Origin of the sequence: Chryseobacterium soldanellicola, assembly GCF_900100115.1 — a bacterium.
Taxonomy (GTDB): Bacteria; Bacteroidota; Bacteroidia; order Flavobacteriales; family Weeksellaceae; genus Chryseobacterium; species Chryseobacterium soldanellicola.
Genome location: NZ_FNKL01000002.1, coordinates 440,835 through 461,771, shown reverse-complemented (window position 1 = coordinate 461,771; position 20,937 = coordinate 440,835). Strand labels below are relative to the sequence as shown.

At 35.8% G+C, this 20,937-nt stretch carries 18 protein-coding genes; 12 read left to right on the top strand and 6 right to left on the bottom strand.

Annotated features, from left to right (window positions below; genetic code table 11):
- The first annotated feature begins 40 nt into the window (after positions 1 to 40).
- The 4 genes from BLT04_RS06890 (at position 41) to BLT04_RS06875 (ending at position 3,835) form a co-directional block, all read left to right on the top strand.
- On the top strand, positions 41 to 688 hold the full coding sequence (locus tag BLT04_RS06890; protein WP_089755052.1) for a 50S ribosomal protein L25/general stress protein Ctc: 648 nt from the start codon (positions 41 to 43) through the stop codon (positions 686 to 688).
- Between the two features lie 160 nt (positions 689 to 848).
- The gene (locus tag BLT04_RS06885; RefSeq protein WP_089755049.1) at positions 849 to 2,069 is read left to right on the top strand and encodes an aminotransferase class V-fold PLP-dependent enzyme; all 1,221 of its coding nucleotides are present in this window, start codon (positions 849 to 851) and stop codon (positions 2,067 to 2,069) included.
- Positions 2,070 to 2,234: 165 nt separating this feature from the next.
- A complete protein-coding gene (locus BLT04_RS06880; RefSeq protein ID WP_089755046.1) occupies positions 2,235 to 3,053 on the top strand; it encodes a T9SS-dependent choice-of-anchor J family protein in 819 nt (272 codons plus the stop codon).
- Positions 3,054 to 3,202: 149 nt separating this feature from the next.
- Positions 3,203 to 3,835 carry an NAD(P)H-dependent oxidoreductase gene (locus tag BLT04_RS06875; protein WP_089755044.1) on the top strand — a complete coding sequence of 211 codons (633 nt, stop codon included), beginning with the start codon at positions 3,203 to 3,205 and terminating at the stop codon, positions 3,833 to 3,835.
- A 78-nt stretch (positions 3,836 to 3,913) separates the two neighbouring features.
- Here the strand turns inward: BLT04_RS06875 and hemE are convergent, their stop codons facing one another.
- The 4 genes from hemE to hemA all read right to left on the bottom strand — a co-directional run bounded on the left by hemE (position 3,914) and on the right by hemA (position 7,915).
- Complete coding sequence (gene hemE, locus BLT04_RS06870) at positions 3,914 to 4,945, bottom strand: uroporphyrinogen decarboxylase (RefSeq protein WP_089755042.1); 1,032 nt, start codon at positions 4,943 to 4,945, stop codon at positions 3,914 to 3,916.
- A 44-nt stretch (positions 4,946 to 4,989) separates the two neighbouring features.
- Entirely contained in the window at positions 4,990 to 5,673 is a 684-nt protein-coding gene (locus tag BLT04_RS06865) for a uroporphyrinogen-III synthase (protein ID WP_089755040.1), read from the bottom strand.
- A 69-nt stretch (positions 5,674 to 5,742) separates the two neighbouring features.
- Positions 5,743 to 6,654, bottom strand: a complete 912-nt coding sequence (gene hemC, locus BLT04_RS06860; protein ID WP_089755038.1) for a hydroxymethylbilane synthase — start codon at positions 6,652 to 6,654, stop codon at positions 5,743 to 5,745.
- Positions 6,641 to 7,915 (bottom strand): glutamyl-tRNA reductase, encoded by a 1,275-nt coding sequence (gene hemA / locus BLT04_RS06855; protein WP_089755036.1) that lies wholly within the window; start codon positions 7,913 to 7,915, stop codon positions 6,641 to 6,643. Before hemA ends, hemC begins: the two co-directional genes overlap by 14 nt.
- 400 nt (positions 7,916 to 8,315) lie before the next feature.
- On the opposite strand from hemA, the gene BLT04_RS06850 reads away from it, so the two are divergent.
- The 6 genes from BLT04_RS06850 (at position 8,316) to BLT04_RS06825 (ending at position 14,653) form a co-directional block, all read left to right on the top strand.
- Entirely contained in the window at positions 8,316 to 9,341 is a 1,026-nt protein-coding gene (locus BLT04_RS06850; RefSeq protein ID WP_089755034.1) for a rod shape-determining protein, read from the top strand.
- Between the two features lie 28 nt (positions 9,342 to 9,369).
- Positions 9,370 to 10,224 (top strand): rod shape-determining protein MreC, encoded by an 855-nt coding sequence (gene mreC, locus BLT04_RS06845; protein ID WP_089755032.1) that lies wholly within the window; start codon positions 9,370 to 9,372, stop codon positions 10,222 to 10,224.
- Positions 10,217 to 10,723 (top strand): rod shape-determining protein MreD, encoded by a 507-nt coding sequence (locus BLT04_RS06840; protein ID WP_089755030.1) that lies wholly within the window; start codon positions 10,217 to 10,219, stop codon positions 10,721 to 10,723. Before mreC ends, BLT04_RS06840 begins: the two co-directional genes overlap by 8 nt.
- The gene (locus BLT04_RS06835) at positions 10,720 to 12,759 is read left to right on the top strand and encodes a peptidoglycan D,D-transpeptidase FtsI family protein (RefSeq protein WP_089755028.1); all 2,040 of its coding nucleotides are present in this window, start codon (positions 10,720 to 10,722) and stop codon (positions 12,757 to 12,759) included. The genes BLT04_RS06840 and BLT04_RS06835 overlap by 4 nt, the downstream gene beginning before the upstream one ends.
- Positions 12,756 to 13,985: a rod shape-determining protein RodA gene (gene rodA / locus BLT04_RS06830; protein ID WP_089755026.1), complete on the top strand. Its 1,230-nt coding sequence runs from the start codon at positions 12,756 to 12,758 to the stop codon at positions 13,983 to 13,985. Before BLT04_RS06835 ends, rodA begins: the two co-directional genes overlap by 4 nt.
- 92 nt (positions 13,986 to 14,077) lie before the next feature.
- Positions 14,078 to 14,653, top strand: a complete 576-nt coding sequence (locus tag BLT04_RS06825; protein ID WP_089755024.1) for a pentapeptide repeat-containing protein — start codon at positions 14,078 to 14,080, stop codon at positions 14,651 to 14,653.
- Positions 14,654 to 14,841: 188 nt separating this feature from the next.
- Here the strand turns inward: BLT04_RS06825 and BLT04_RS06820 are convergent, their stop codons facing one another.
- Complete coding sequence (locus tag BLT04_RS06820) at positions 14,842 to 15,555, bottom strand: C40 family peptidase (protein WP_089755546.1); 714 nt, start codon at positions 15,553 to 15,555, stop codon at positions 14,842 to 14,844.
- Positions 15,556 to 15,891: 336 nt separating this feature from the next.
- On the bottom strand, positions 15,892 to 18,087 hold the full coding sequence (locus BLT04_RS06815; protein ID WP_089755022.1) for a glutamine synthetase III family protein: 2,196 nt from the start codon (positions 18,085 to 18,087) through the stop codon (positions 15,892 to 15,894).
- A gap of 499 nt (positions 18,088 to 18,586) precedes the next feature.
- Between BLT04_RS06815 and BLT04_RS06810 the strand changes: the two genes are divergently transcribed.
- Both BLT04_RS06810 and BLT04_RS06805 read left to right on the top strand, forming a co-directional pair.
- Positions 18,587 to 20,278: a DUF6909 family protein gene (locus BLT04_RS06810; RefSeq protein WP_089755021.1), complete on the top strand. Its 1,692-nt coding sequence runs from the start codon at positions 18,587 to 18,589 to the stop codon at positions 20,276 to 20,278.
- A 183-nt stretch (positions 20,279 to 20,461) separates the two neighbouring features.
- Positions 20,462 to 20,929: a DinB family protein gene (locus tag BLT04_RS06805; protein ID WP_089755019.1), complete on the top strand. Its 468-nt coding sequence runs from the start codon at positions 20,462 to 20,464 to the stop codon at positions 20,927 to 20,929.
- Positions 20,930 to 20,937: the final 8 nt, after the last annotated feature.

The following is a 20,937-nucleotide window of genomic DNA, read 5'->3' as shown; positions in this document are numbered from 1 at the left end:
TTGCAAGTTTAAATTGAAACAATTTTTTAAATTTTTATAAATGAAATCTATTACAATTCAAGGTACAAAAAGAGAAAGCGTGGGCAAAAAGTCGACAAAAGCTTTACGTGATGCTGAATTAGTTCCTTGTGTTGTTTACGGAGGTGGTGAGCCATTGAACTTCTCTGCAGAAGAGAAAGCTTTCAAAGGTTTGGTATATACTCCTGAAGCACACACGGTATCTATTGAAATTGACGGTCAGGCAATCCCTGCAGTTCTTCAGGATATTCAGTTCCACCCGATTACAGACAAAATTATTCACGCAGACTTCTACAGATTATCTGACGATAAGCCAGTTGTTATGGAGGTTCCTGTAAGAATCACTGGTCGTTCTAAAGGTGTTGTAGCTGGTGGTGTTTTACGTCAGTCTTTCAGAAAATTAAAAGTAAAAGCTATTCCTGCGAACTTGCCTGATGAGGTAGTTGTAGATATTACTTCGCTTAAAATTGGTAACAAACTTTATGTAGGAGGTATCAAAACTGAAGGATATTCTTTCATGCACCCGGACAATGCAGTTGTAGTAGCTGTTAAGATGTCTAGAAATGCAATGAAAGGAGGTGCAGCAGCAATGGATGACGATGATGAAGAAGAAGTTGCAACTGAAGAAGGAGCAGCTCCGGCAGCAGAAGAAACTACTGCAGCAGAATAAGAATTGCTTATTTAAACAATATAAGACCTGTCAATTTATTTGGCAGGTTTTTGTTTTTTAGATTAAATCTATAATAATATTGTTACAATTTTCTTTCAGAAAAAAAGCCGTAAATTTGAAGTGTTCTAAATAAGAACGTTTTAATTTAAAATTTTAATAAATGTTTGACATTCAGGAAATCAGAAGTCAGTTCGCAATATTAAACGAGCAGGTGAACGGTAAGCCCTTGGTTTACTTAGATAATGCAGCAACATCTCAGAAACCAAACTCAGTTTTAGACGTTTGGAACAAATATTATAAAGAGCTTAATGCAAACGTACATAGAGGAATTCATACACTAAGTCAGTTAGCAACCGCAGAAATGGAGCTTTCGAGAAGAAAAATCCAGAAATTTATTAATGCTAAAAATGATTTTGAAGTAATTTTTACAAAAGGAACAACAGAAGGGTTAAACCTCATCGCTTATATTTTAACTCAAAAATTGAAAAAAGACGATGAAATTATCATTTCTTATCTTGAGCATCACTCGAATATTGTGCCTTGGCAAATGCTTTGTGAAAGAACGGGCGCAAAGCTTCGTGTAATCCCGATGGATGAAAGCGGGATTCTTCAGCTGGATTATCTGGATCAGTTTTTAAGTGAAAAAACAAAAGTTGTTTCTGTTAACCAGGTTTCAAATGCATTGGGAATTGTAAATCCTATCGAAGAAATTATCGCTAAAACAAGAAAAAATTCAAATGCATATATTGTAATCGACGGAGCTCAATCTGCACCGCACTTCACGATTGATGTTCAAAAAATGGATTGTGATTTCTTTGTTTTCTCCGGTCACAAAATGTATGCCCCGATGGGAACAGGGATTTTATACGGAAAACAGGAAATTCTTGAAGAGTTGCCGCCATTTCACGGAGGAGGAGAGATGATTGCGACGTGCTCTTTTGACGGAACAACGTATGCAGGTCTTCCTTTTAAATATGAAGCAGGAACACCGAATGTAGGCGGGAATATAGCTTTGGGAGCCGCTGTTGATTTTATAGAAAAAATTGGTCAGACAACAATTCAGAATCATGAAAATGCTTTATTGGAATATGCACAAAAACATCTTTTAGAAATAGAAGGCGTAAAAATTTACGGTGAAAAAGCCAAAAGAACGGGCGTTGTTTCATTTAATCTTGAAGGAGTAGGAATTTCTTCCGATGTAGGAATGATCCTTGATAAGTTGGGAATTGCGGTAAGAACGGGACATCACTGTACACAACCCATCATGAATTTCTTTAATATTGCAGGGACTGTAAGAGCAAGTTTTGCGGTCTACAACACTTTTCAGGAGATTGATGCTTTGGTTGAAGGCGTAAAAAAAGCACAGCGAATGTTGAGCTAAAATTAGTAATTAATAATATATAAGAGACTCCAGAATTTTGTGAGTCTCTTTTTTATTTTGTAATAATTTGAACTACAATTAAATAAAATGAGAATTTTATTCATCATAATGAGATTTATGTAGAATTTAATATTTAATTTTAGGGCACCAATAAAAGATATTACCATGAAAAAATTATTACTGCCTTTTTTACTGATCGGTGCTTTTAGCAATGCACAGATATTTTCAGAAAACTTTAACGGAGGATCCTTACCTTCAGGCTGGACGACCGAAAATCCTGATACTGCTTTTAACTGGGGTGTAGGATCTCAAAACGGAGTGGCTTCATTTCCCAGCGGAGCGGCTTTTTTTGACGATGACGATGCAGGACCTGGAAGCATAAATCACAATGCAAGACTGATTTCGCCGGTTATCAATCTCGCGGGAGCTTCAAATCCTAAATTATCTTTTAAATATGCCAATATAATTTATGATTTTAATTCAATCCTGAAAGTGGAAGCCTTTAACGGAACTTCGTGGGTTCAGGTTTTCACTGCTTCCGGAGATGCTGGAACTTTTACTATCGATTTTAGTACACTTACCTATGTGCTTAGCGCTTATGTAGAGGCCGCAAATATTGATTTAGCTCCTTATGTAAATCCTAATTTCCGGCTTAGATTTGTGTATGATGATGCAGGAGATTATTCATATACAGCAGTAGTTGATGATGTAATGATCACCGGAACGGTATTGGGGACATCGGATGTTAAAGCTTCAGAAAAATTAAATGTATATCCAAACCCGGTGGTTGAGAATGTTTACATAAAATCGGATGAATTAAAAATTAATTCTAAAATTACAGTAACTGATATGTCCGGAAAAGTTGTCAAAACTTTCATTGGAAAGTCTGACGGATATAATTTGTCCGACCTTTCAAAAGGCGCCTATCTGATTACAATTGATAACGGTAAAGAGATCGTCACGAAGAAAATTATTAAAAAATAAACAGTAAAAGCTTCTGAATTTCAGGAGCTTTTTATTTAATTAATTTAAATTCATTATAAATAATAGATTTTGCCAATATTTCAAATAGGAGTTTCTGTCTCTGTTGATAGTGTTTCTTGGAGTAATTTTGTCCGGTCAAAATTTAATTTATGGAATTATTAGAAAAATTGAACTGGAGATTTGCCACCAAAGCAATGAACGGTCAAAAAGTACCACAGGAAAAAGTGGATAAAATATTGGAAGCGGCAAGATTAGCACCTACTTCAAGCGGATTGCAGCCTTTCGAAATCATCGTGATCACCAATCAGGACGTAAAAGAACAGATCAAGCCACACGCCTGGAACCAGCCACAAATCACGGATTCTTCCCATTTATTGGTTTTTGCTGCATGGGATAATTATACCGAAGAAAGAATCAACAAAATGTTTGATTTAACCAATGAGATCAGAGGTTTTAAAAATGAAGGCTGGGAAAATTACAGACAGATGTTATTAGGAACATATCCGCAAAGATCTGCTGAAGAAAATTTCACACATGCCGCAAAACAAGCTTACATTTCTTTCAGCGCAGCCATTATTGCGGCCGCTTTTGAAGGAGTAGATTCTACACCAATGGAAGGTTTTTCACCAGAAGCGGTTGATGAAATTTTAAACTTAAAAGAAAAAGGCTTAAAAAGTGTTTTATTATTACCGATTGGCTACAGAAATGAAGAATCAGACTGGTTGGTAAACCTTACTAAAGTGAGAAAATCAAAAGAAGATTTCATTACCGAAATTGACTAATTATTAATATATTTTACTCATAGAAAAAGCCCTTTCATTGATTTGAAGGGCTTTTATATTTTTAAGTTTAAAATAAAATTAAACATTCGGTTTCCAATCCACAACAGCTCGGATAAACGCCTCAGCATTTTCCACCGGAATATTAGGTAAAATCCCATGGCCAAGATTTGCAATATATCTGTCTTTTCCGAAACGGTTAATCATTTCGTTAACCATTTTTTTAATCGTTTCAGGAGTTGAATGCAATCTTGCAGGATCAAAATTCCCTTGAAGTGTCATTGTGTGATTAGTTAATGTTCTTGCAAATTCCGGAGTGATCGTCCAGTCAACGCCTAAAGCTGAAACTGGTGATTGAGTCATCTCTTCCAATGCAAACCAACATCCTTTTCCGAAAACCACAACGTGCGTCAGCGGACTTAAAGCTTCAACAATTTGGTTGATATACTGCCACGAAAATTCCTGATAATCGGTTGGAGAAAGCATTCCGCCCCATGAATCAAAAACCTGAACAGCAGAAACCCCTTTTTCAACTTTTCTCTTCAAATAAGCAATCGTCGTATCTGTAATTTTCTGAAGCAGCAAATGAGCAGCTTCCGGCTGTTGGAAACAGAAAGATTTTGCAATATCAAAAGCCTTGCTTCCTTTTCCTTCCACGCAATAGCAAAGAATCGTCCAGGGAGAACCTGCAAAACCGATCAATGGAATTTCATTGTCTAATTTTTGCAACGTCAGCTCGATCGCATCAAAAACGTATCCTAACGTATCATTAACGTCAGGAACAATCACGTTCTGAACCTGTTCCATCGTTCTGATTGGATTATCCAACCACGGACCAACATTTTCCTTCATCTTAAAATCAATTCCCATCGCCTGTGGAACCACCAAAATATCGGAAAACAAAATCGCCGCATCCAAAGGAAATCTTCTGATAGGTTGTACAGTGATTTCAGAAGCCAACTCAGGAGTCTGGCATCTCGTAAAGAAATCATATTGATCACGAAGAGCAATGAATTCCGGTAAATATCTTCCGGCCTGTCTCATCATCCAAACTGGCGGTCTTTCTACGGTTTCTCCGCGAAGGGCTTTTAAATATAGGTCGTTCTTAATCATAATTTATTTAAACTAAACTTATCGTTTTACCGATAATAAGCATTTTATAAGCTGTTTTTAACCTCTTTTTTAATCAGATCCAAAAGAGAGATCAGTGTATTTTCTTCAGAAGTAAAAATCTTTTGTGAAGTGAATTTTTTCAGTTCGTTGGATGTTGTTTTTCCAATTGAAAAAAGGGTCATCCCGTCAAACGAATTCTGATTTGCAAAACTACGAACTCCGCTTGGACTAAAAAAGGCAGCGGCATGATATTTTTCAGATATTAAAGGATTGATTTCCTCTGTGTTGTAAACTGTGATTTTTTTATACTTAATATTCTGAAAAGGAAGAGCATTGTCAAGAACACTGATCGCTAAATTTCCACAAAAATGAAGGAATTTTTCATGCTGACAGTTTTCAATGATAAATTTTGAAAGAGTTTCTGCGTTTTTCAAAACTTTAAAGGTTCCGAAGCCGTTTTTCCTTAATTCTTTTTTTGTTTTTTCGCCGACACAGTAGATTTTATTAAAATTTTTCGAAGTAAAATCTTCATTAGGCTTAAAATGATTCTGAAAAAAAGAAATGACCCCATTTGTACTTGTAAAAATCAGAGAATGATCTTTTAAGTCAAATGGTTTTACCTTAATAGAATTCGTCTTAATTACCTCAACACAATCAGCCGAAATATGCTCTCCTAAAGATTTGGATAAAACAGACCGGTCTATATTTTTGGTAAATAAGATTTTCATGCCTTTAAGTTTGAAGATGGAAGCCTGATGCAGGAAGATTAAGAATGATTTAAAATTTAAAATTTAAAATTATAGTTGTGTTTTAATTTCTGACATCAATTCTTTTCCGCCGTTTTCAAGCACAGCTTTTGCGAATTTTTTCCCGTAATTTTCATTAGGATCATATTCGAAGTTTTCATCGGTGGCGATATAATTTTTACCATCCAGAGAACAAAGTGCGCCGATAAATCTGATCTGATTGTCAAACTTTTCGGCAAAAGCTCCTATGGGTGCCGTACAGCCTCCTTCGAGCGTGCTCAGGAAATTTCTTTCCATTTCTACACAGATTTGGGTCTGAGCGTGGTTGGTTACATTTCTTACGATTTCGTTGATTTCTTTTTTATCAGAATGCCCGGCAACCGTGATTACACCTTGCGCCGCCGCAGGAATCATCATGGGAAGCATTTCGTAATCAATGTCCATTTTCATTCTTTTGATTCCGGCTAACGATAAAATGGTAGCGTCAAAATCACCTTCTGCCAGTTTTTGAAGACGGGTCTGGATATTTCCGCGAATGTCTGAAAATTGCGCTTCAGGATAATGTTTTAGCCAGAAAGCTCTTCTTCTTAAGCTGCTTGTCGCTAATTTCAATTCGTGGAATTCTTTAGTTTTTGCAGATTCTTTTCTTATTAAGACATCCTGAGGATAATCTCTTTCTAGGTAAGAAATGAGTTCAAGGTTTTCAGGAAGCTTTGTAGGTACATCTTTTAAAGAATGTACGGCAATGTCAACTTCGTCGTTTAACAGCGCGGTGTCAAGATCTCTTGTGAAAACGCCCGTAATTCCCAGAGCGTAAAGAGGCTGACTGAGATTTTTATCACCCGAAGAAACGATCGGGACGATCTCTGTAAGATAATTATTGTTTTGTAAATGCCTTGCAACTTCTCTTGCCTGCCAAAGTGCAAGTGCCGAATTTCGAGTACCGATCCTAATGCTTTTCATTGAATTCGTTGTTTGGTTGTTCAACTAATATTTCGTGCATTAATTTACTAATTTCTTCGGCTTTTAGAGGATTATCGATAATATATTTTGCAAAACGGTTGGTAATTTTCTGAATCATTTTGTCAGAAAGTTCCATGTCTGTGATGTTTATGTATTTATTTTTTCTGTAAAAATTGTGCATTTCGTTGCGTTCCATGTTCTTTAAAACGGCTTTGAAATGGTGAATATTGGGGGCGAGCTTTCTCTTTTTTTCCCACTCAAGGAATTCTTTTGTCATTTCCTTGATGATTTTTTCAGCTTTTGGAATTTCTTTTTCGCGTTGCTGAATGGTTTCCTGAATTTGTTTTGAAAGCTCATCAACATCAATCAGCGTTACATTTTCATTTTCCGTTACATCTTTATCAACATTATGAGGAATTGAAAGGTCTATTACCAGAGTTTCTTTTCCATTCGGGAAATGAGATTTGTTCACAATCGGATGTTTTGCGCCTGTTGCAACGATAAGAATGTCTGTATTGCTTAATTCTTTATCAAAATCAGCATAATCGATATGAGGAATATGATATTTCTCGGAAATTTTTGCTGCCGTTTCCTGAGTTCGGTTGGCAATTTTAATTTTAGGCTGATAAACGTGCTTAACTAAATTTTCAACGGTATTTTGCCCGATTTCACCAACACCCAAAAGCAGAATGTTTTTGTCGGTTAATCTTTTTTGATTATTTAAAATATAATGAACAGCAGCGTAAGAAACAGAAGCGGCACCATTGGAAATTCCTGTTTCGTTTTTAATTCTTTTTGAAATCTGAATCGCAGAATTGATCGACCTTTCTAGAAAAGGATTAGAATTCTGTCTTTCTTTTTTAAAACGGTTATATGCTTTTTTGATCTGTCCGATAATTTCAAAATCTCCGATGATCTGGCTTTCAAGGCCGGCTGCCACTCTGAATAAATGAATCAGCGCTTCCTCCTTCGTTAAAATATTGGCAAAATGAAGGAAATCGGTGAAATTTACTCCGATCGTTTTGCAATATTCCTCGGCTACGTGAAGATAATTGGGAGAAGTAGTGTAGATTTCGGTTCTGTTGCAGGTGGAGACCACGAAAGCATCCCCTAAATCTTCATCATGAATTCGGGTTACAAAGTTTTTGATATTGTCGTCGAAAAATGCAAATTTTCCCCGGGTTTCTACGTCTGCCTTTTCAAAGCTTATAGAAAGTACGGCGAAATTCGACGTTTGATGTATAGTAGAATACTGTGACATAAGCGAGGCAAATTTACGTTTTTTTTAATTAAACCTTTTCTGATACTATATATGATAATTATCGTGAAAAACTATTTTGGGATACTTCTAAATAAGCTTTTGATTGATAGGGAAAGATATAAAAGTTTTTAATTAATGTTAAATATTAAGTGTATAAGTTTTAGTAAAAAAATCTTTTGAAAGTTTTTTGTTTTAAGCTGAATTCATCCGTACTGTCTTATATTTTCATCAGAAATGATCTTAATTCTTGTTGAAATCACAGGCTGTAAACAATTAAATCAAAAGTTAATAGATCAGTAAAAATTTTAATAAAATTTTAACCAAATTATCTGCTCTCGGAATTTCTTTGGTAGGCTTAAATTCATATCTTTGTAACTCTTTAAAAAATCAGAAGAAAAATATGAGTTTATTTGATATGTTTACGCAAGAGATTGCGATAGACCTGGGAACTGCTAACACCCTTATCATCCATAATAATAAAATTGTTATAGATCAGCCGTCAATCGTTGCCATCGAACGTTCGACGGGAAGACCGATCGCTGTGGGTGAGCAAGCGAAGCATATGCAGGGAAAAACTCATGAGGATATCAAAACAATTCGCCCGCTGAAAGATGGGGTAATTGCAGATTTCCACGCTTCTGAGCATATGATTAAAGAATTTATCAAAAAAATTCCCGGAATTAAGGGTAAATTCATTCAGCCTGCTTTAAGAATTGTAATCTGTATTCCTTCAGGGATTACGGAGGTTGAAAAAAGAGCGGTAAGAGACTCTGCTCAAAAAGTAAATGCAAAAGAAGTACGTTTGATATACGAGCCAATGGCCGCAGCAATAGGAGTTGGAATTGATGTTCAGAAACCGGAAGGTAATATGATTATCGATATAGGTGGCGGAACTACAGAAATTGCCGTGGTTGCTTTGGGAGGTATCGTTTGTGATAAATCCGTGAAAATTGCAGGAGATGTATTTACAAATGATATTGCTTATTATTTAAGAACTCACCACAATCTTTATATTGGTGAAAGAACTGCCGAGAGAGTAAAAATCGAAGTGGGTTCTGCCGTTGAAGATTTGGATGTAGATATTGAGGATATTCCGGTACAGGGAAGAGACCTTATCACAGGTAAGCCAAAAGAGATTATGGTTGGCTATAAAGAAATCGCCCGCGCATTAGATAAATCTATCATCAGAATTGAAGATTCTGTAATGGAAACTCTTTCTTTAACGCCACCGGAACTGGCTGCTGATATCTATAAAACAGGTATTTATCTTGCTGGTGGCGGTGCGCTATTGAGAGGTCTTGCGGACAGGCTGCACAAGAAAACCGGTCTTCCTGTATTTGTTGCGGAAGATCCATTGAGAGCTGTTGTTCGTGGAACCGGGATCGCACTTAAGAATATGGATAAATTCAATTTCTTAATAAAATAATTTTAACTTTTTACGACTTTATATCTGAATGGGATTTTTGCTGAGATTATTTTCGAAGAACGCACTTTTTGTCTTCTTTATATTCCTGCAAATTATTGCTTTGGTTCTGATATTCTCTAAAAATGCCATGCAGAAATCCTGGATTGCGGGTCAGTCGGCCGCGCTTAATTCATGGGTTTCCGGATATATTGATGAGGGGGTTTCTTACCTTAAATTAAAGCAGATCAACGAAGATCTTGTGATTCAGAACAAGGCTTTGATGGTAGAGCTTTACGGAAAGGAAGGCGCAAAAAATCCAATATTCAAAAAAGTACATGATACTTTGGGAGGCGGACAAATCTTTACATTTGTAGATGGGGAGATCGTTTTCAACAGTATTAACAGAAGAAATAACTATTTTACAATCAACCGTGGCCGCAGAGACGGGGTTTTTCCTCAGATGGGCGTCATGGCGCCGAGAGGTGTTGCGGGGATTGTAATCAATTCTACAGATAGTTACGCCTTAGTTCAGTCGATTTTAAGTGTAAATAAGATCAGGATTAATGCTGCTTTAAAAAATTCAGGATATTTCGGAACATTGACCTGGAACGGAGATAATTCCAGAGTGATGCACCTGGCAGACATTCCTAAATATGTTGCCTTAAAAATTGGTGATACTGTTGTAACAGACGGAAAATCAGCAATTTTCCCGAAAGGAGTAATGATCGGCACCATTGGAGGCTATTCCGTTGACAATAAAACAGGCTTCTGGGATATTTCAGTGGAATTAAGCGAGAAAATGGGTGCTTTAAGCAAGGTTTATGTTGTTAAAAACCTTAAAAAAGCTGAGGTTCAGAAGATTCAAGATACAATGCAAGCTGTAATAAAAAAGGAAAATGATTAGCAGAACATTATTTACAGATATTTTAATCATGATTTTCCTGGTTGCATTACAAATTTTTGTGCTGAACAGGATCACGTTACTCGGAAAATATACCCCGGTGTTATATCCTGTGTTTGTCATGTTTTATCCTTTTTTTAGAAATAAATATCAATTTTTAGCTTTAAGCTTTTTAATAGGCCTTTCGATCGATATCCTCTTGTATTCGGGAGGGATTAATGCTTTTGCAACGACTTTGATCGCCTATTTCAGAACATTGATTTTCAGGACTTCTACAGATACTTCCACAGATTTTTTCTCTTTTCAGTCCTTACAATGGGGACAATTTCTGCTGTTTCTGTTTTCAAGTATCTTTTTGCACCAGCTTTTAGTACAATATATAGAGTTCTTTAAGTTTAGCAGAGTTTTCGAAATCTTTCTTAATGTATTGGTAACTAGTATAATTTCCTTTATATTTATCGTTATTTATGCATTAATATTTAAAATCAAACAAAAAGTTTGAACACACGTTATTTAAAAATCTTTTCCGTGCTTGTCGTTATCGCCCTTATTTTTGTGGTGAGGCTGGCTTATTTGCAGTTGTTTACAGACCGTTATGCCTTAAATGCAGCGAATACTTCCATTAAAATCGAATATGTTATTCCGCAAAGAGGAGTCATTTTTGACCGGAACGGTAAAATCATGGTGGGAAATCAGCCGGCTTATGAAATTTCTTTCACGCAGGCTTTAATGAAACCTGATTTTGATACAATCGCTTTCTGTAATTTAATGAAAATCAGCAAACAGGATTTTATTAAAAAGATTAATTTAATTAAAAAGGAAAAATATTATTCCAAGCTTACTCCAATGACTTTTTTGAAGGATTTAAGCAGAGAAGATATTGCGAGAGTACAGGAAATTATATTTAAATATCCAGCCTTCAGCATCGTTTCAAGACCTCAGCGTCAATATGAAGTGTCTACTTCCGGAAATCTTTTAGGCTACACAAGTGAGGTCAACGAAAAAGATATAAAAAGAGATTCTGTGTATTATTTACCGGGAGACTTCATCGGAAAAACAGGTGTTGAAAAGTCATATGAAAAAGAGCTGCGGGGAATTAAAGGAATGAAATACATCCAAAAAGATATCAGGCTCCGAAATATCGGTTCTTATAAAAACGGATCTCTCGATAAAGATGTGGTGACCGGAAAAGATATTACTTTAACCATCGATTATGATCTTCAGAGAATGGCAGAAGAAATGCTTGTCGATAAACACGGAGCAATTGTTGCCATCGATCCTAATAACGGCGAGATTTTAACCCTGGCAACAGGTCCGGATATTGATCCGAATTTATTCACAGGGCCATTTAAATCTAAAAATTTATACGCCCTATCAAAAGATACGCTTTACGAGAACAAACCGACTTTTGACAGATCCCTTCAGGCAGCTTATCCTCCAGGTTCTACCTTTAAATTATTAACAGCCCTTTCTGCAATGCAAATGGGAGTAATGGATGAAAATACAGTTTTCCCGTGTGGCGGAGGATTTAATTATAGAGGATTAAGAATTAAAGGTCACGGCGGAGCAGATCCTTTAATTCCTGCAATACAAATTTCCAGCAACTGTTATTTTTCTTACGCTTATCTGGCGATCATGAATAAATATCCGGGAAATCCTTCAAAAGGAGTTGATGAATGGAAAGCCATCATGAACAGCTTTGGAGTAGGAGAATTTTTAAATAATGACTTAGCCGTTGGCGCAAAAGGAAGAATCCCGTCGGGAGAGTTTTATGAAAAAAGAATGAAATCCATCCTTAAAGCAAGCGGTTCAACCAAAGATCCTAAAAATTGGGATCCGTTAGCTACCGGAGCTGTTTTCAACGGAATGGGGCAGGGTGATGTTTTAGTAACACCGCTCCAGCTGGCAAACTATGTTGCAGCGATTGCCAATAAAGGATGGTATTACACGCCTCACATTGTAAAAGCAATTGATGGAAAACCAAATCCTGATCAGAGATTTAAGAAAAAACATAAAACTTTAGTTGATCCAAAACATTTCGGCCCGGTTCTTAAAGGAATGGAGGCCGTAGTTTTAAGAGGTACAGCACATGGTTTGAAATCAAATGACTTTACGCAATTAGCAAAAACAGGTACAGCACAGGTTCCGCAAGGAAAGGATAACTCTATTTTTGTATTAATCGCACCTGCTGATAAGCCGAGAATTGTCGTTGCCGCAGTGATGGAGCATGCCGGGTTTGGAGCCACTTGGGCAGGACCCGCAGCGACCGTGATTGCTGAAAAATATATTACCGGAGATGTAAAAAGAGAAAATCTTTACAAAAAGATGGTAACTTCTAGTTTCATGCCTGAATATAAAAGACAGTGGGTTGCCGATCTTAAACGTAAAGGCCTGTATGTAGAACCAAAACCTGATTCTATTAAACTTAAAAAGATTCAGGACAGCTTAAACTTCATTAAAGAACAGAAAATTAAGCTGCAAAAAAAGATTGACGACGAAACTAAAAATAATAAAAACACAAAACCAGTTAAGCAATGAAATGGACGGAAGGAATAGATAAGTTAGGACTGGGCTTGTATTTCTTGCTTTGCATTTTTGCGATTGCAAATATTTATAGTGTTGACCAGAAATTGGGAGAAAAGCAGTTGGTTTTCTTCGGGATTTCTTTGTTTGTCGGGCTTATCATATTTGTGGGAAGAAGTAAATTCTTCGAGAATATGGCAGGTATTTTTTATATTGGCGGAGTTTTGCTTCTTATTGGTCTTTTTCCTTTTGGTAAAGAAATTTTAGGTCAGAAAAACTGGTATAAATTCGGGAGTTTTACGATGCAGCCGGTTGAATTTGCAAAAATTAGCACAACTTTAATGTTAGCAAATTATGTTTCCGGACCTGATTTTAATTTAAGTAACAAAAAATCTTTGTACACAGCATTAGGTATCATCGGAATTCCGGCGGCTGTTGTTTTAATGATCCCCGATGTGGGATCAATGCTTGTTTTTATCGCATTTTTCATTGCTTTATACAGAGAAGGATTAAACGGATTATTATTCGGAATAGGATTCCTTTTTGCGGGTGTTTTCTTAATTTCTTTGGCGGTAAATCCTATTTACGTTGCAGCTGCAATTGTCCTCATTATCGGAGGTTGGATTGCCATGAATTATTATAAAATGTCCTGGAATGTTATTTCTATTGCAAGTATTGTAGGTTCTGTTCTTGTTCTGTGCGGGTTGGCTTTTGGGTCGCCTTATATTTTAGAAAAACTGCCGAAACACCAGAGAGAAAGGATTGAAGTTCTTTACAAAGGTGAAAAAGCATTCAGAGATACCTCAGGTTACAATTTATTATATTCAAAAACAGCGATCGGTTCCGGCGGACTTTTAGGAAAAGGCTATCGTGAAGGTTCCGTTACCCAGGGGAAGTTTGTTCCCGAGCAGGAAACCGACTATATTTTCTGTACTGTAGGTGAAGAATGGGGCTTTGTAGGAAGCGCAATTTTAATTCTGTCCTATATGGTTTACATCGGAAGGATCTATTATCTCGCAGAAAAGCAGAAATCTACTTTTAACCGTGTTTTCGGATATTGCTTTGCTTCGATCCTGTTGATGCACTTTACGATCAATTTAGGGATGGTTATGGGGCTTTTTCCTACGGTTGGTATTCCGTTGCCGTACTTTAGTTATGGGGGAAGTTCACTGCTTGCCTTTTCAATCATGACTTTCATTTTCTTTAAATTAAATTATTCTGACAAAAACAGTCTGGTTTAGGCTTAAAGTTGACAACATTCCGTTAAATTTTATAGTTAAAATCTGCACCCGTTAATTCGCAGGAGAAAAATATATTCGAAATCATAAATTTTATGAAAGAATCCTACATTTTAGATCAAAATTTTGAAAATACAGATTTCTCCCAAATAGAAAAAGGGGAATATGAAAACTGCACATTTAGAAACTGTAATTTTGAATATGCAGACCTTTCCGGTTTTAGCTTTAATGACTGCGAATTTATAGGATGCAATCTGAGCATGGTAAAACTTGTTTCAACGGCTTTCCGTGATGTAGCGTTTAAAGAATGCAAAATGTTCGGGCTTCATTTTGATGATTGCAACGAGTTTGGGCTTTCATTCCAATTTGAAGGTTGTGCCTTAAACAATTCCGTCTTTTACAAAACCTCGATTAAAAAGACCTTATTTAAAAATTCAAGATTAATTGAAGTTGATTTTACAGAATGTGACTTATCGAATACAATATTCAGCAATTGTGATTTTTCAGGCGCTGTTTTTGACCGTACAAACCTTGAAAAAGCAGATTTAAGGACTTCCATCAATTATTCCATCGATCCATCTTTAAACAAGCTTAAAAAGGCTAAATTTTCTCTTTCCGAAGTCCATGGCCTGCTGCGTACATTCGATATTGAAATTGATAAGAACAGTTAATTGTTAAAGGTTGGAAGTTAGGAGCCGGACGAGGGGGAAGTTAAAGTTGATGTTTAAGGAGCCACAAAGTGGCGATTTAATTAAGGATAGGATGTAGTCCTATCAACAATAAAATAAAACAAAAACCTTATCACAACAAAAAACCAGCAAAAAATGCTGGCTTCATTATTTAAATCAATTATTTAAAATTAAAAATTTGTTCCGTTTGATGCTGGAGTTGTTGTTGCCAGATTCTGATAAGCTTCTCCGTTTTCATTGATAATTCTTTTCCCGAATCTGTATTTTGGTCCCCAATAAGAATCGTTAAGCGAAGAAATCATTACTCCTCTTGATGTGGCAGCATGAATAAATTTTACCTCACCATCTTCACTTACGCTTTCTACGATACCCACATGAGAAATTCTTTTACCGTGAGAGAAGAAAATTAAATCTCCTTTCTGAAGATTCTCTTTTTCAATTCTTTCTCCTTCCTGAGACTGAGAGGCTGCTACTCTTGGTAAATTAAGGCCTGCCGCAGCACCGAAAACTGAAAGAACAAAAGCTGAGCAATCAATACCGTTTCTTGTCATTCCTCCGTATCTGTAAGGAGTTCCCAGGTATGTTGTCGCTTCGTTTAAGATATTGTCGATTGTTGTATTATGTTTGATTGCCTTTGCAACCTCAGAATTTTTAATAGAATTTTTTGCGTTAACCAAAGATGCCGCTTTTTCAGCAAGGAAAGAATCAATTAATCTTTGCTTATCCTGCTCAGCTTTCTTTGTATCAAGAGAAGCTAGTTTGGCATCTGTTTTGTATTCTTTTGTGTAAGTTGCTGGTTGTGAAACCACATAGTTTGTAACGCACGATTGCAATGAAACAGTAGAGACAAAAGCAACTAAATAAAACAAAACTCTTTTCTTCATATATATTTGATTATCCGTGTTAAAAGGAATATTTATTTTCAAAAGCAAGACAAAAATAGAGATTCCGGATAAAAGAGCCCCGATATGATAATTGTCAGGTTCTTTATTTAACACATTTTAACATATTATTTAAGTATGTTAAAGAAAAACAAACCACAACCGCCTGTTTTCGGCGAGTGAGCGGTTTTTTTTATTAAGATTCTTTAACATAATAATTGATATTTCCTTTATTAATCATCGTTGGTTTTTTTAAACCTTAGTTTTCAACACTGTTAACAAAACAAAAAACTCCCCGATAAAATCGAGGAGTTTCACTAATATGGAACTTTACAGATGTTACTTTGTAAATAACATTTCTCTATATTTTGTCATTGGCCAAAGCTCATCGTCCACCATCATTTCAAGATCATCAGATGCTTCTCTGATTCCGTCGAATAAAGGTTTTACTTTGTTGCAGTAGTTTTCTGCCTGCTTTTGGCTGTCTGACACTGCTTTTGCAGCTTCTCTGGCTTTCATAAGGCCTTCAACACCTAATTTAATTTTAGAAATGTTTTCAGAAATATTGGTAATCAGGCTCATTTGCTCTTTTGCCAATGTTTTGAATTCTTTATCTCCGAAAATTTCTTTAAGACCTTTTACGTTTTCAATTAATCTGTTCTGATAATTTAAAGCTGAAGGAATGATGTGGTTTCTTGCGATATCACTTAAAACTCTCGCTTCAATATCAATAACGGTAGAATATTTTTCTAATTTGATCTCGTTTCTTGCTTCAACTTCTCTGTGCGTGAAAATTCCCATTTCCTCGTAAAGATCTACAAACTTCTTGTCCATTTCCTGCTTAAGAGCTTCCGGAGTGGTTTTTAAGTTGTTTAAGCCTCTTTTTTTAGCTTCTTTTGCCCAGTCGTCAGAATATCCGTCACCTTCAAACATGATGTTTTTACACTGTTTGATGTATTCTCTCAATACGTTGAAGATCGCTTCATCTTTTTTAAGACCGGTTTCAATTAAAGCATCAACTTCTTTTTTGAAATCACCTAATTGTTTTGCAGCAATAGTATTCATTACGGTCATAGATTCTGCACAGTTTGCAGAAGAACCTACCGCTCTGATCTCGAATTTATTTCCTGTAAATGCAAATGGAGAAGTTCTGTTTCTGTCAGTGTTGTCCAACAAAATTTCAGGGATTTTTCCAACAACATTTAATTTTAAATCTGTTTTTTCGTCCGGAGAAAGTTTCCCTTCTGTTACTTTTTCCAATTCTTCCAACACTCTGAACAGCTGACTTCCGATGAATACAGAAATAATTGCCGGTGGAGCTTCATTAGCACCCAATCTGTGATCGTTGCTTGCAGAAGAAATACTTGCTCTTAAAAGGTCAGCGTATTCATGAACTGCTTTAATTGTATTAACAAAGAACGTTAAGAACTGTAAGTTTTTCTTAGGATTTTTTCCCGGGCTTAAAAGGTTTTCACCTGTATCAGTTGCTAAAGACCAGTTGTTGTGCTTTCCGCTTCCGTTTACGCCTGCGAATGGTTTTTCGTGGAATAAAATATGGAAATGGTGTCTGTGAGCAATTCTTGCCATAATATCCATCAGCAAAGAGTTGTGGTCTACTGCAACGTTTACTTCTTCAAACATTGGAGCCAGCTCAAATTGGTTCGGCGCAACCTCGTTGTGTCTTGTGGTTACAGGAATACCTAATTTCATACATTCGATTTCCAGCTCTTTCATGAAGTTCATTACTCTTGTAGGAATTGAACCGAAATAGTGATCATCTAATTGCTGTCCTTTTGCAGGAGAATGTCCTAATAAAGTTTTACCTGTTAAAACCAGGTCAGGACGAGATTGATACAATGCTGAATCAACTAAGAAATATTCTTGCTCCCAACCTAAAGTAGGAGTTACTTTTGTTACGTTTTTGTCAAAATACTGCATTACGTTTGTTGCAGCTTCATCTACGGCGTTCAAAGCTCTTAAAAGAGGGGCTTTATAATCTAAAGTTTCTCCTGTGTAAGAGATAAAGATTGAAGGAATACACAATGTAGTTCCCATAATGAATGCCGGAGAAGTAGGATCCCAAGCCGTATAACCTCTCGCCTCGAAAGTGTTTCTGATACCACCATTCGGAAAAGAAGATGCATCAGGCTCCTGCTGAATCAATAAGTTTCCGCTGAATCTTTCGATCGCTCTGCCTCCTTCGATTGGAGTGAAGAATGAATCATGCTTTTCTGCAGTGCTTCCTGTCAAAGGCTGAAACCAGTGGGTATAGTGAGTTACTCCTTTGCTCATTGCCCAGTCTTTCATCGCTACTGCTACCTGGTCTGCAATGTGTCTTTGGATTTTGCTTCCTTTTTTCATTGCATCCAAAATAGACTGGAATGCTTCTTTTGTTAAATATTCTCTCATTGTCTCTTCTGAGAAAACATTTTGACAGAATAATTCTGACAATTTTGCAGGAACTTCTACCGAGTTATCTCTTCTAAAGTCCTTGAATGGTAAGGTTTCTAACGCTTTGAATCTTAAAGTTGACATATTAAGGATGTATTTTGTGCCGCAAATTTACAAAAAAAATGAATTGAAAAATTTTTTACCCTAAAAATTTAAGGGGTAATTTTAATTTTAAATAAAATTTAAATGATAATTTGAATTTTGGAAGGGGGTGAAGTGCGTTTAAAGTTTAAAATTAAAGATTTAAAGTTGTTGAAAATGCTTTAATTTATTAAAACGTACAATATATTGTACAATTTACGAATTTAAACAATACTTCTATATTATATAATTGTTTTTTTGTCATTCTGAATAAAACTAAGTGTAGTGAAGAATCTCCTTTTATACTCTTAATAGATTTCTCCTTCGTTGAAATGACAGACTTGTGGTTATTTCATAGTGTGAAATAATAGATTTTTCCTTCGTCAGAATGACAATAAATGGTAGTTTAAGCGTATTCAAATATATTATGTTAAATCGTTTATTAAAAGATACTTAAAATAAGTTGAAGAGAGATTTTGTATATTTGTGTGAAATTTATTTTATGACAAATTCTAGAGCAAGAGAAACAACGGAAGCAATTGAAAGATTGTACATTTCAATGAGACACCTCTTTTACAGAGGTTTTTTTAAACCTGCCGGTGTTTCGGGGGAGAGCATCAGAAGTTTGTTGAAAACCATCAATCCGGAGATTTACGGAACCATGAATATTCCGAATAAATTGGAACTGGATGGTTTGATGTACGTTTTAGACAGGCTTCCAGAGGGAATTGAAGAATGCGCTTTTATTCATCTTACATCGGATGAGGGTTTTGATAAAGGAAGTTTCGAGCCAATTGTGCCTAAAAAGAGAAGAAGAAACTGTTACAGAATTGATGAACACCAAATGAATATTGAAGTTCTTCTGGGACGTTCTGAGATCTATGATATTCTTACTCACTTGACCTTCTTATTTATAGAAGCAGATAAAGTGCGTAATCTGGCTTTCATTCAGGATGAAAACTGGAAGCCGACACGTGCTTTTAAAATTATCGAAGAAGTAGTAAAAGGCGAAAAAAAATTCAGCAGAAGAGAAAAAGAAGTGGCTTTGATTCATCTGTCTTCTTTAATAGGAAGAACTTTTGATGAAACATTGAACGCTTACAATACTTTTGGAGATGATAAAAATCCTGACCGTTTATTTAAGATCATCTACAATTTAGGAAAAGTAAGCCTGGAAGATGCAAAACAGACGAGAGAAAGAGAAATACACTTCAGTGCCATTTTAAAAGAAAGAGTAGGACACCATTATTTCGGTGAAAAATGGGCCAATAAAGTGAAAGAAGTTTTATTTGAAAACGATCTTCACATGCGTCCGCTTCATATTATTTCTGCGAATATGCACTCCGTGAAAAATATGCTGTATGCCAACGATGCATTAAAGAAAAAAGATCCTAAAGAAGTAGATTACAAATTATACGGAGATATTTCCGATAAAAAAGAACTTCGCGACAAGGTTTCCAAATACGCGATTGAAGAAGGATTAATTTATATTAATGATAAGAGCGGAAGTAATATCGATGTTCAGATTATTGATTTAAGCAAAACCAATCTTAAAAATACCCCTTTCGGTCATATAAAATACGGCGGAGATGATGTGATCATGGTTTTCGACTATGCTTTTGGCGAACAGGCGTATGAAGTAATGGATGAATTGCTGAGGCCTTTCGAGCAAAAAGGAGAGGTGTACATGATGAAAGTAAAATCCGTTTCTATCATGGGTAAAGCGGGAATTCTTGCCGGTGGAAAAGGAGATATTATGATTCCGACGTCCCATATTTTTGAAGGAACGGCAGATAATTATCCTTTTGAAAATGCTTTGAAACTGGATGATTTCGTAGATGATGAATTAAAAGCCTATGAAGGTCCGATGATTACCGTTTTAGGAACTTCTCTTCAAAACAGAGATATTTTGTCTTATTTTATGAATACTTCCTGGAAAGCGATAGGTCTTGAAATGGAAGGGGCACATTACCAAAAAGCAATTCAGGTGGCATCTAAAATCAGGCATCATATTGCCCCGGATTTATTCGTCTGTTATGCATATTACGCTTCGGATAATCCTTTAGAAACGGGAAGTACGCTTTCTTCGGGAGGTTTAGGACTTACTGGAGTAAAACCAACGTACCTGATTACGTTGAGAATTCTTGAAAAGATCTTACAAAGCGGTAAAAAAGAAATTTCTCCTAAAAAATAATTTGATTTTTAATTAAATATAAGCCTCAAGTGTTTTGCATTTGAGGTTTTTTATTTTTCTTAAAAGCAGAAATAACATTAATTTTATTTGTGCTTAAATTGTGCATTCATTTGTGGTATTTGTGTTTAAAAATCCTCGCATTTTTCAAATTTTAAATTTAATTATCTTTGAAAAAACTAAACAATGAGTTCAACTTCACAGTTAGCAAAAAGATTCCGCGAAGTCTTGCTTGACGGACTTTGGATTGCCAATACCAATTTTAAAGATCAGCTTAAAGATGTAACCTGGGAACAGGCAACAATAAAAATTGGTTCTTTAAACACCATCGCCATGCTTACTTTTCATATTGATTATTATATCGCAGGATTAGTAAATGTTTTTGAAGGGGGTGATTTGGAAATCAGAGATCAATATAGTTTTGATCTTCCTCCAATTGACTCTCAGGAACAATGGGAGAATTTATTAAACAAATTATGGAAGGATTCTGAAAGATTTGCAAGTTTATTAGCACAAATGCCCGATTCTAAAATGAATGAAGTTTTTATTGATGAAAAATATGGAACCTACTTAAGGAATATCGATGGAATGATTGAGCACGCTTATTATCATTTGGGGCAGATAACTTTGATTAAAAAGCTTTTAATAAACTAATTTTTTAA

What these genes read in the sequence shown, in the direction of transcription:
- rodA (WP_089755026.1), top strand. Translation starts at nt 12,756, where the DNA reads ATGAAATGGACGGAAGGAATAGATAAGTTAGGACTGGGCTTGTATTTC.
- BLT04_RS06875 (WP_089755044.1), top strand. Translation starts at nt 3,203, where the DNA reads ATGGAATTATTAGAAAAATTGAACTGGAGATTTGCCACCAAAGCAATG.
- BLT04_RS06890 (WP_089755052.1), top strand. Translation starts at nt 41, where the DNA reads ATGAAATCTATTACAATTCAAGGTACAAAAAGAGAAAGCGTGGGCAAA.
- BLT04_RS06820 (WP_089755546.1), bottom strand. Translation starts at nt 15,555, where the DNA reads ATGAAGAAAAGAGTTTTGTTTTATTTAGTTGCTTTTGTCTCTACTGTT.
- BLT04_RS06810 (WP_089755021.1), top strand. Translation starts at nt 18,587, where the DNA reads ATGACAAATTCTAGAGCAAGAGAAACAACGGAAGCAATTGAAAGATTG.
- BLT04_RS06805 (WP_089755019.1), top strand. Translation starts at nt 20,462, where the DNA reads ATGAGTTCAACTTCACAGTTAGCAAAAAGATTCCGCGAAGTCTTGCTT.
- hemE (WP_089755042.1), bottom strand. Translation starts at nt 4,945, where the DNA reads ATGATTAAGAACGACCTATATTTAAAAGCCCTTCGCGGAGAAACCGTA.
- BLT04_RS06885 (WP_089755049.1), top strand. Translation starts at nt 849, where the DNA reads ATGTTTGACATTCAGGAAATCAGAAGTCAGTTCGCAATATTAAACGAG.
- BLT04_RS06815 (WP_089755022.1), bottom strand. Translation starts at nt 18,087, where the DNA reads ATGTCAACTTTAAGATTCAAAGCGTTAGAAACCTTACCATTCAAGGAC.
- BLT04_RS06825 (WP_089755024.1), top strand. Translation starts at nt 14,078, where the DNA reads ATGAAAGAATCCTACATTTTAGATCAAAATTTTGAAAATACAGATTTC.
- hemA (WP_089755036.1), bottom strand. Translation starts at nt 7,915, where the DNA reads ATGTCACAGTATTCTACTATACATCAAACGTCGAATTTCGCCGTACTT.
- BLT04_RS06880 (WP_089755046.1), top strand. Translation starts at nt 2,235, where the DNA reads ATGAAAAAATTATTACTGCCTTTTTTACTGATCGGTGCTTTTAGCAAT.
- mreC (WP_089755032.1), top strand. Translation starts at nt 9,370, where the DNA reads ATGGGATTTTTGCTGAGATTATTTTCGAAGAACGCACTTTTTGTCTTC.
- BLT04_RS06840 (WP_089755030.1), top strand. Translation starts at nt 10,217, where the DNA reads ATGATTAGCAGAACATTATTTACAGATATTTTAATCATGATTTTCCTG.
- hemC (WP_089755038.1), bottom strand. Translation starts at nt 6,654, where the DNA reads ATGAAAAGCATTAGGATCGGTACTCGAAATTCGGCACTTGCACTTTGG.
- BLT04_RS06865 (WP_089755040.1), bottom strand. Translation starts at nt 5,673, where the DNA reads ATGAAAATCTTATTTACCAAAAATATAGACCGGTCTGTTTTATCCAAA.
- BLT04_RS06850 (WP_089755034.1), top strand. Translation starts at nt 8,316, where the DNA reads ATGAGTTTATTTGATATGTTTACGCAAGAGATTGCGATAGACCTGGGA.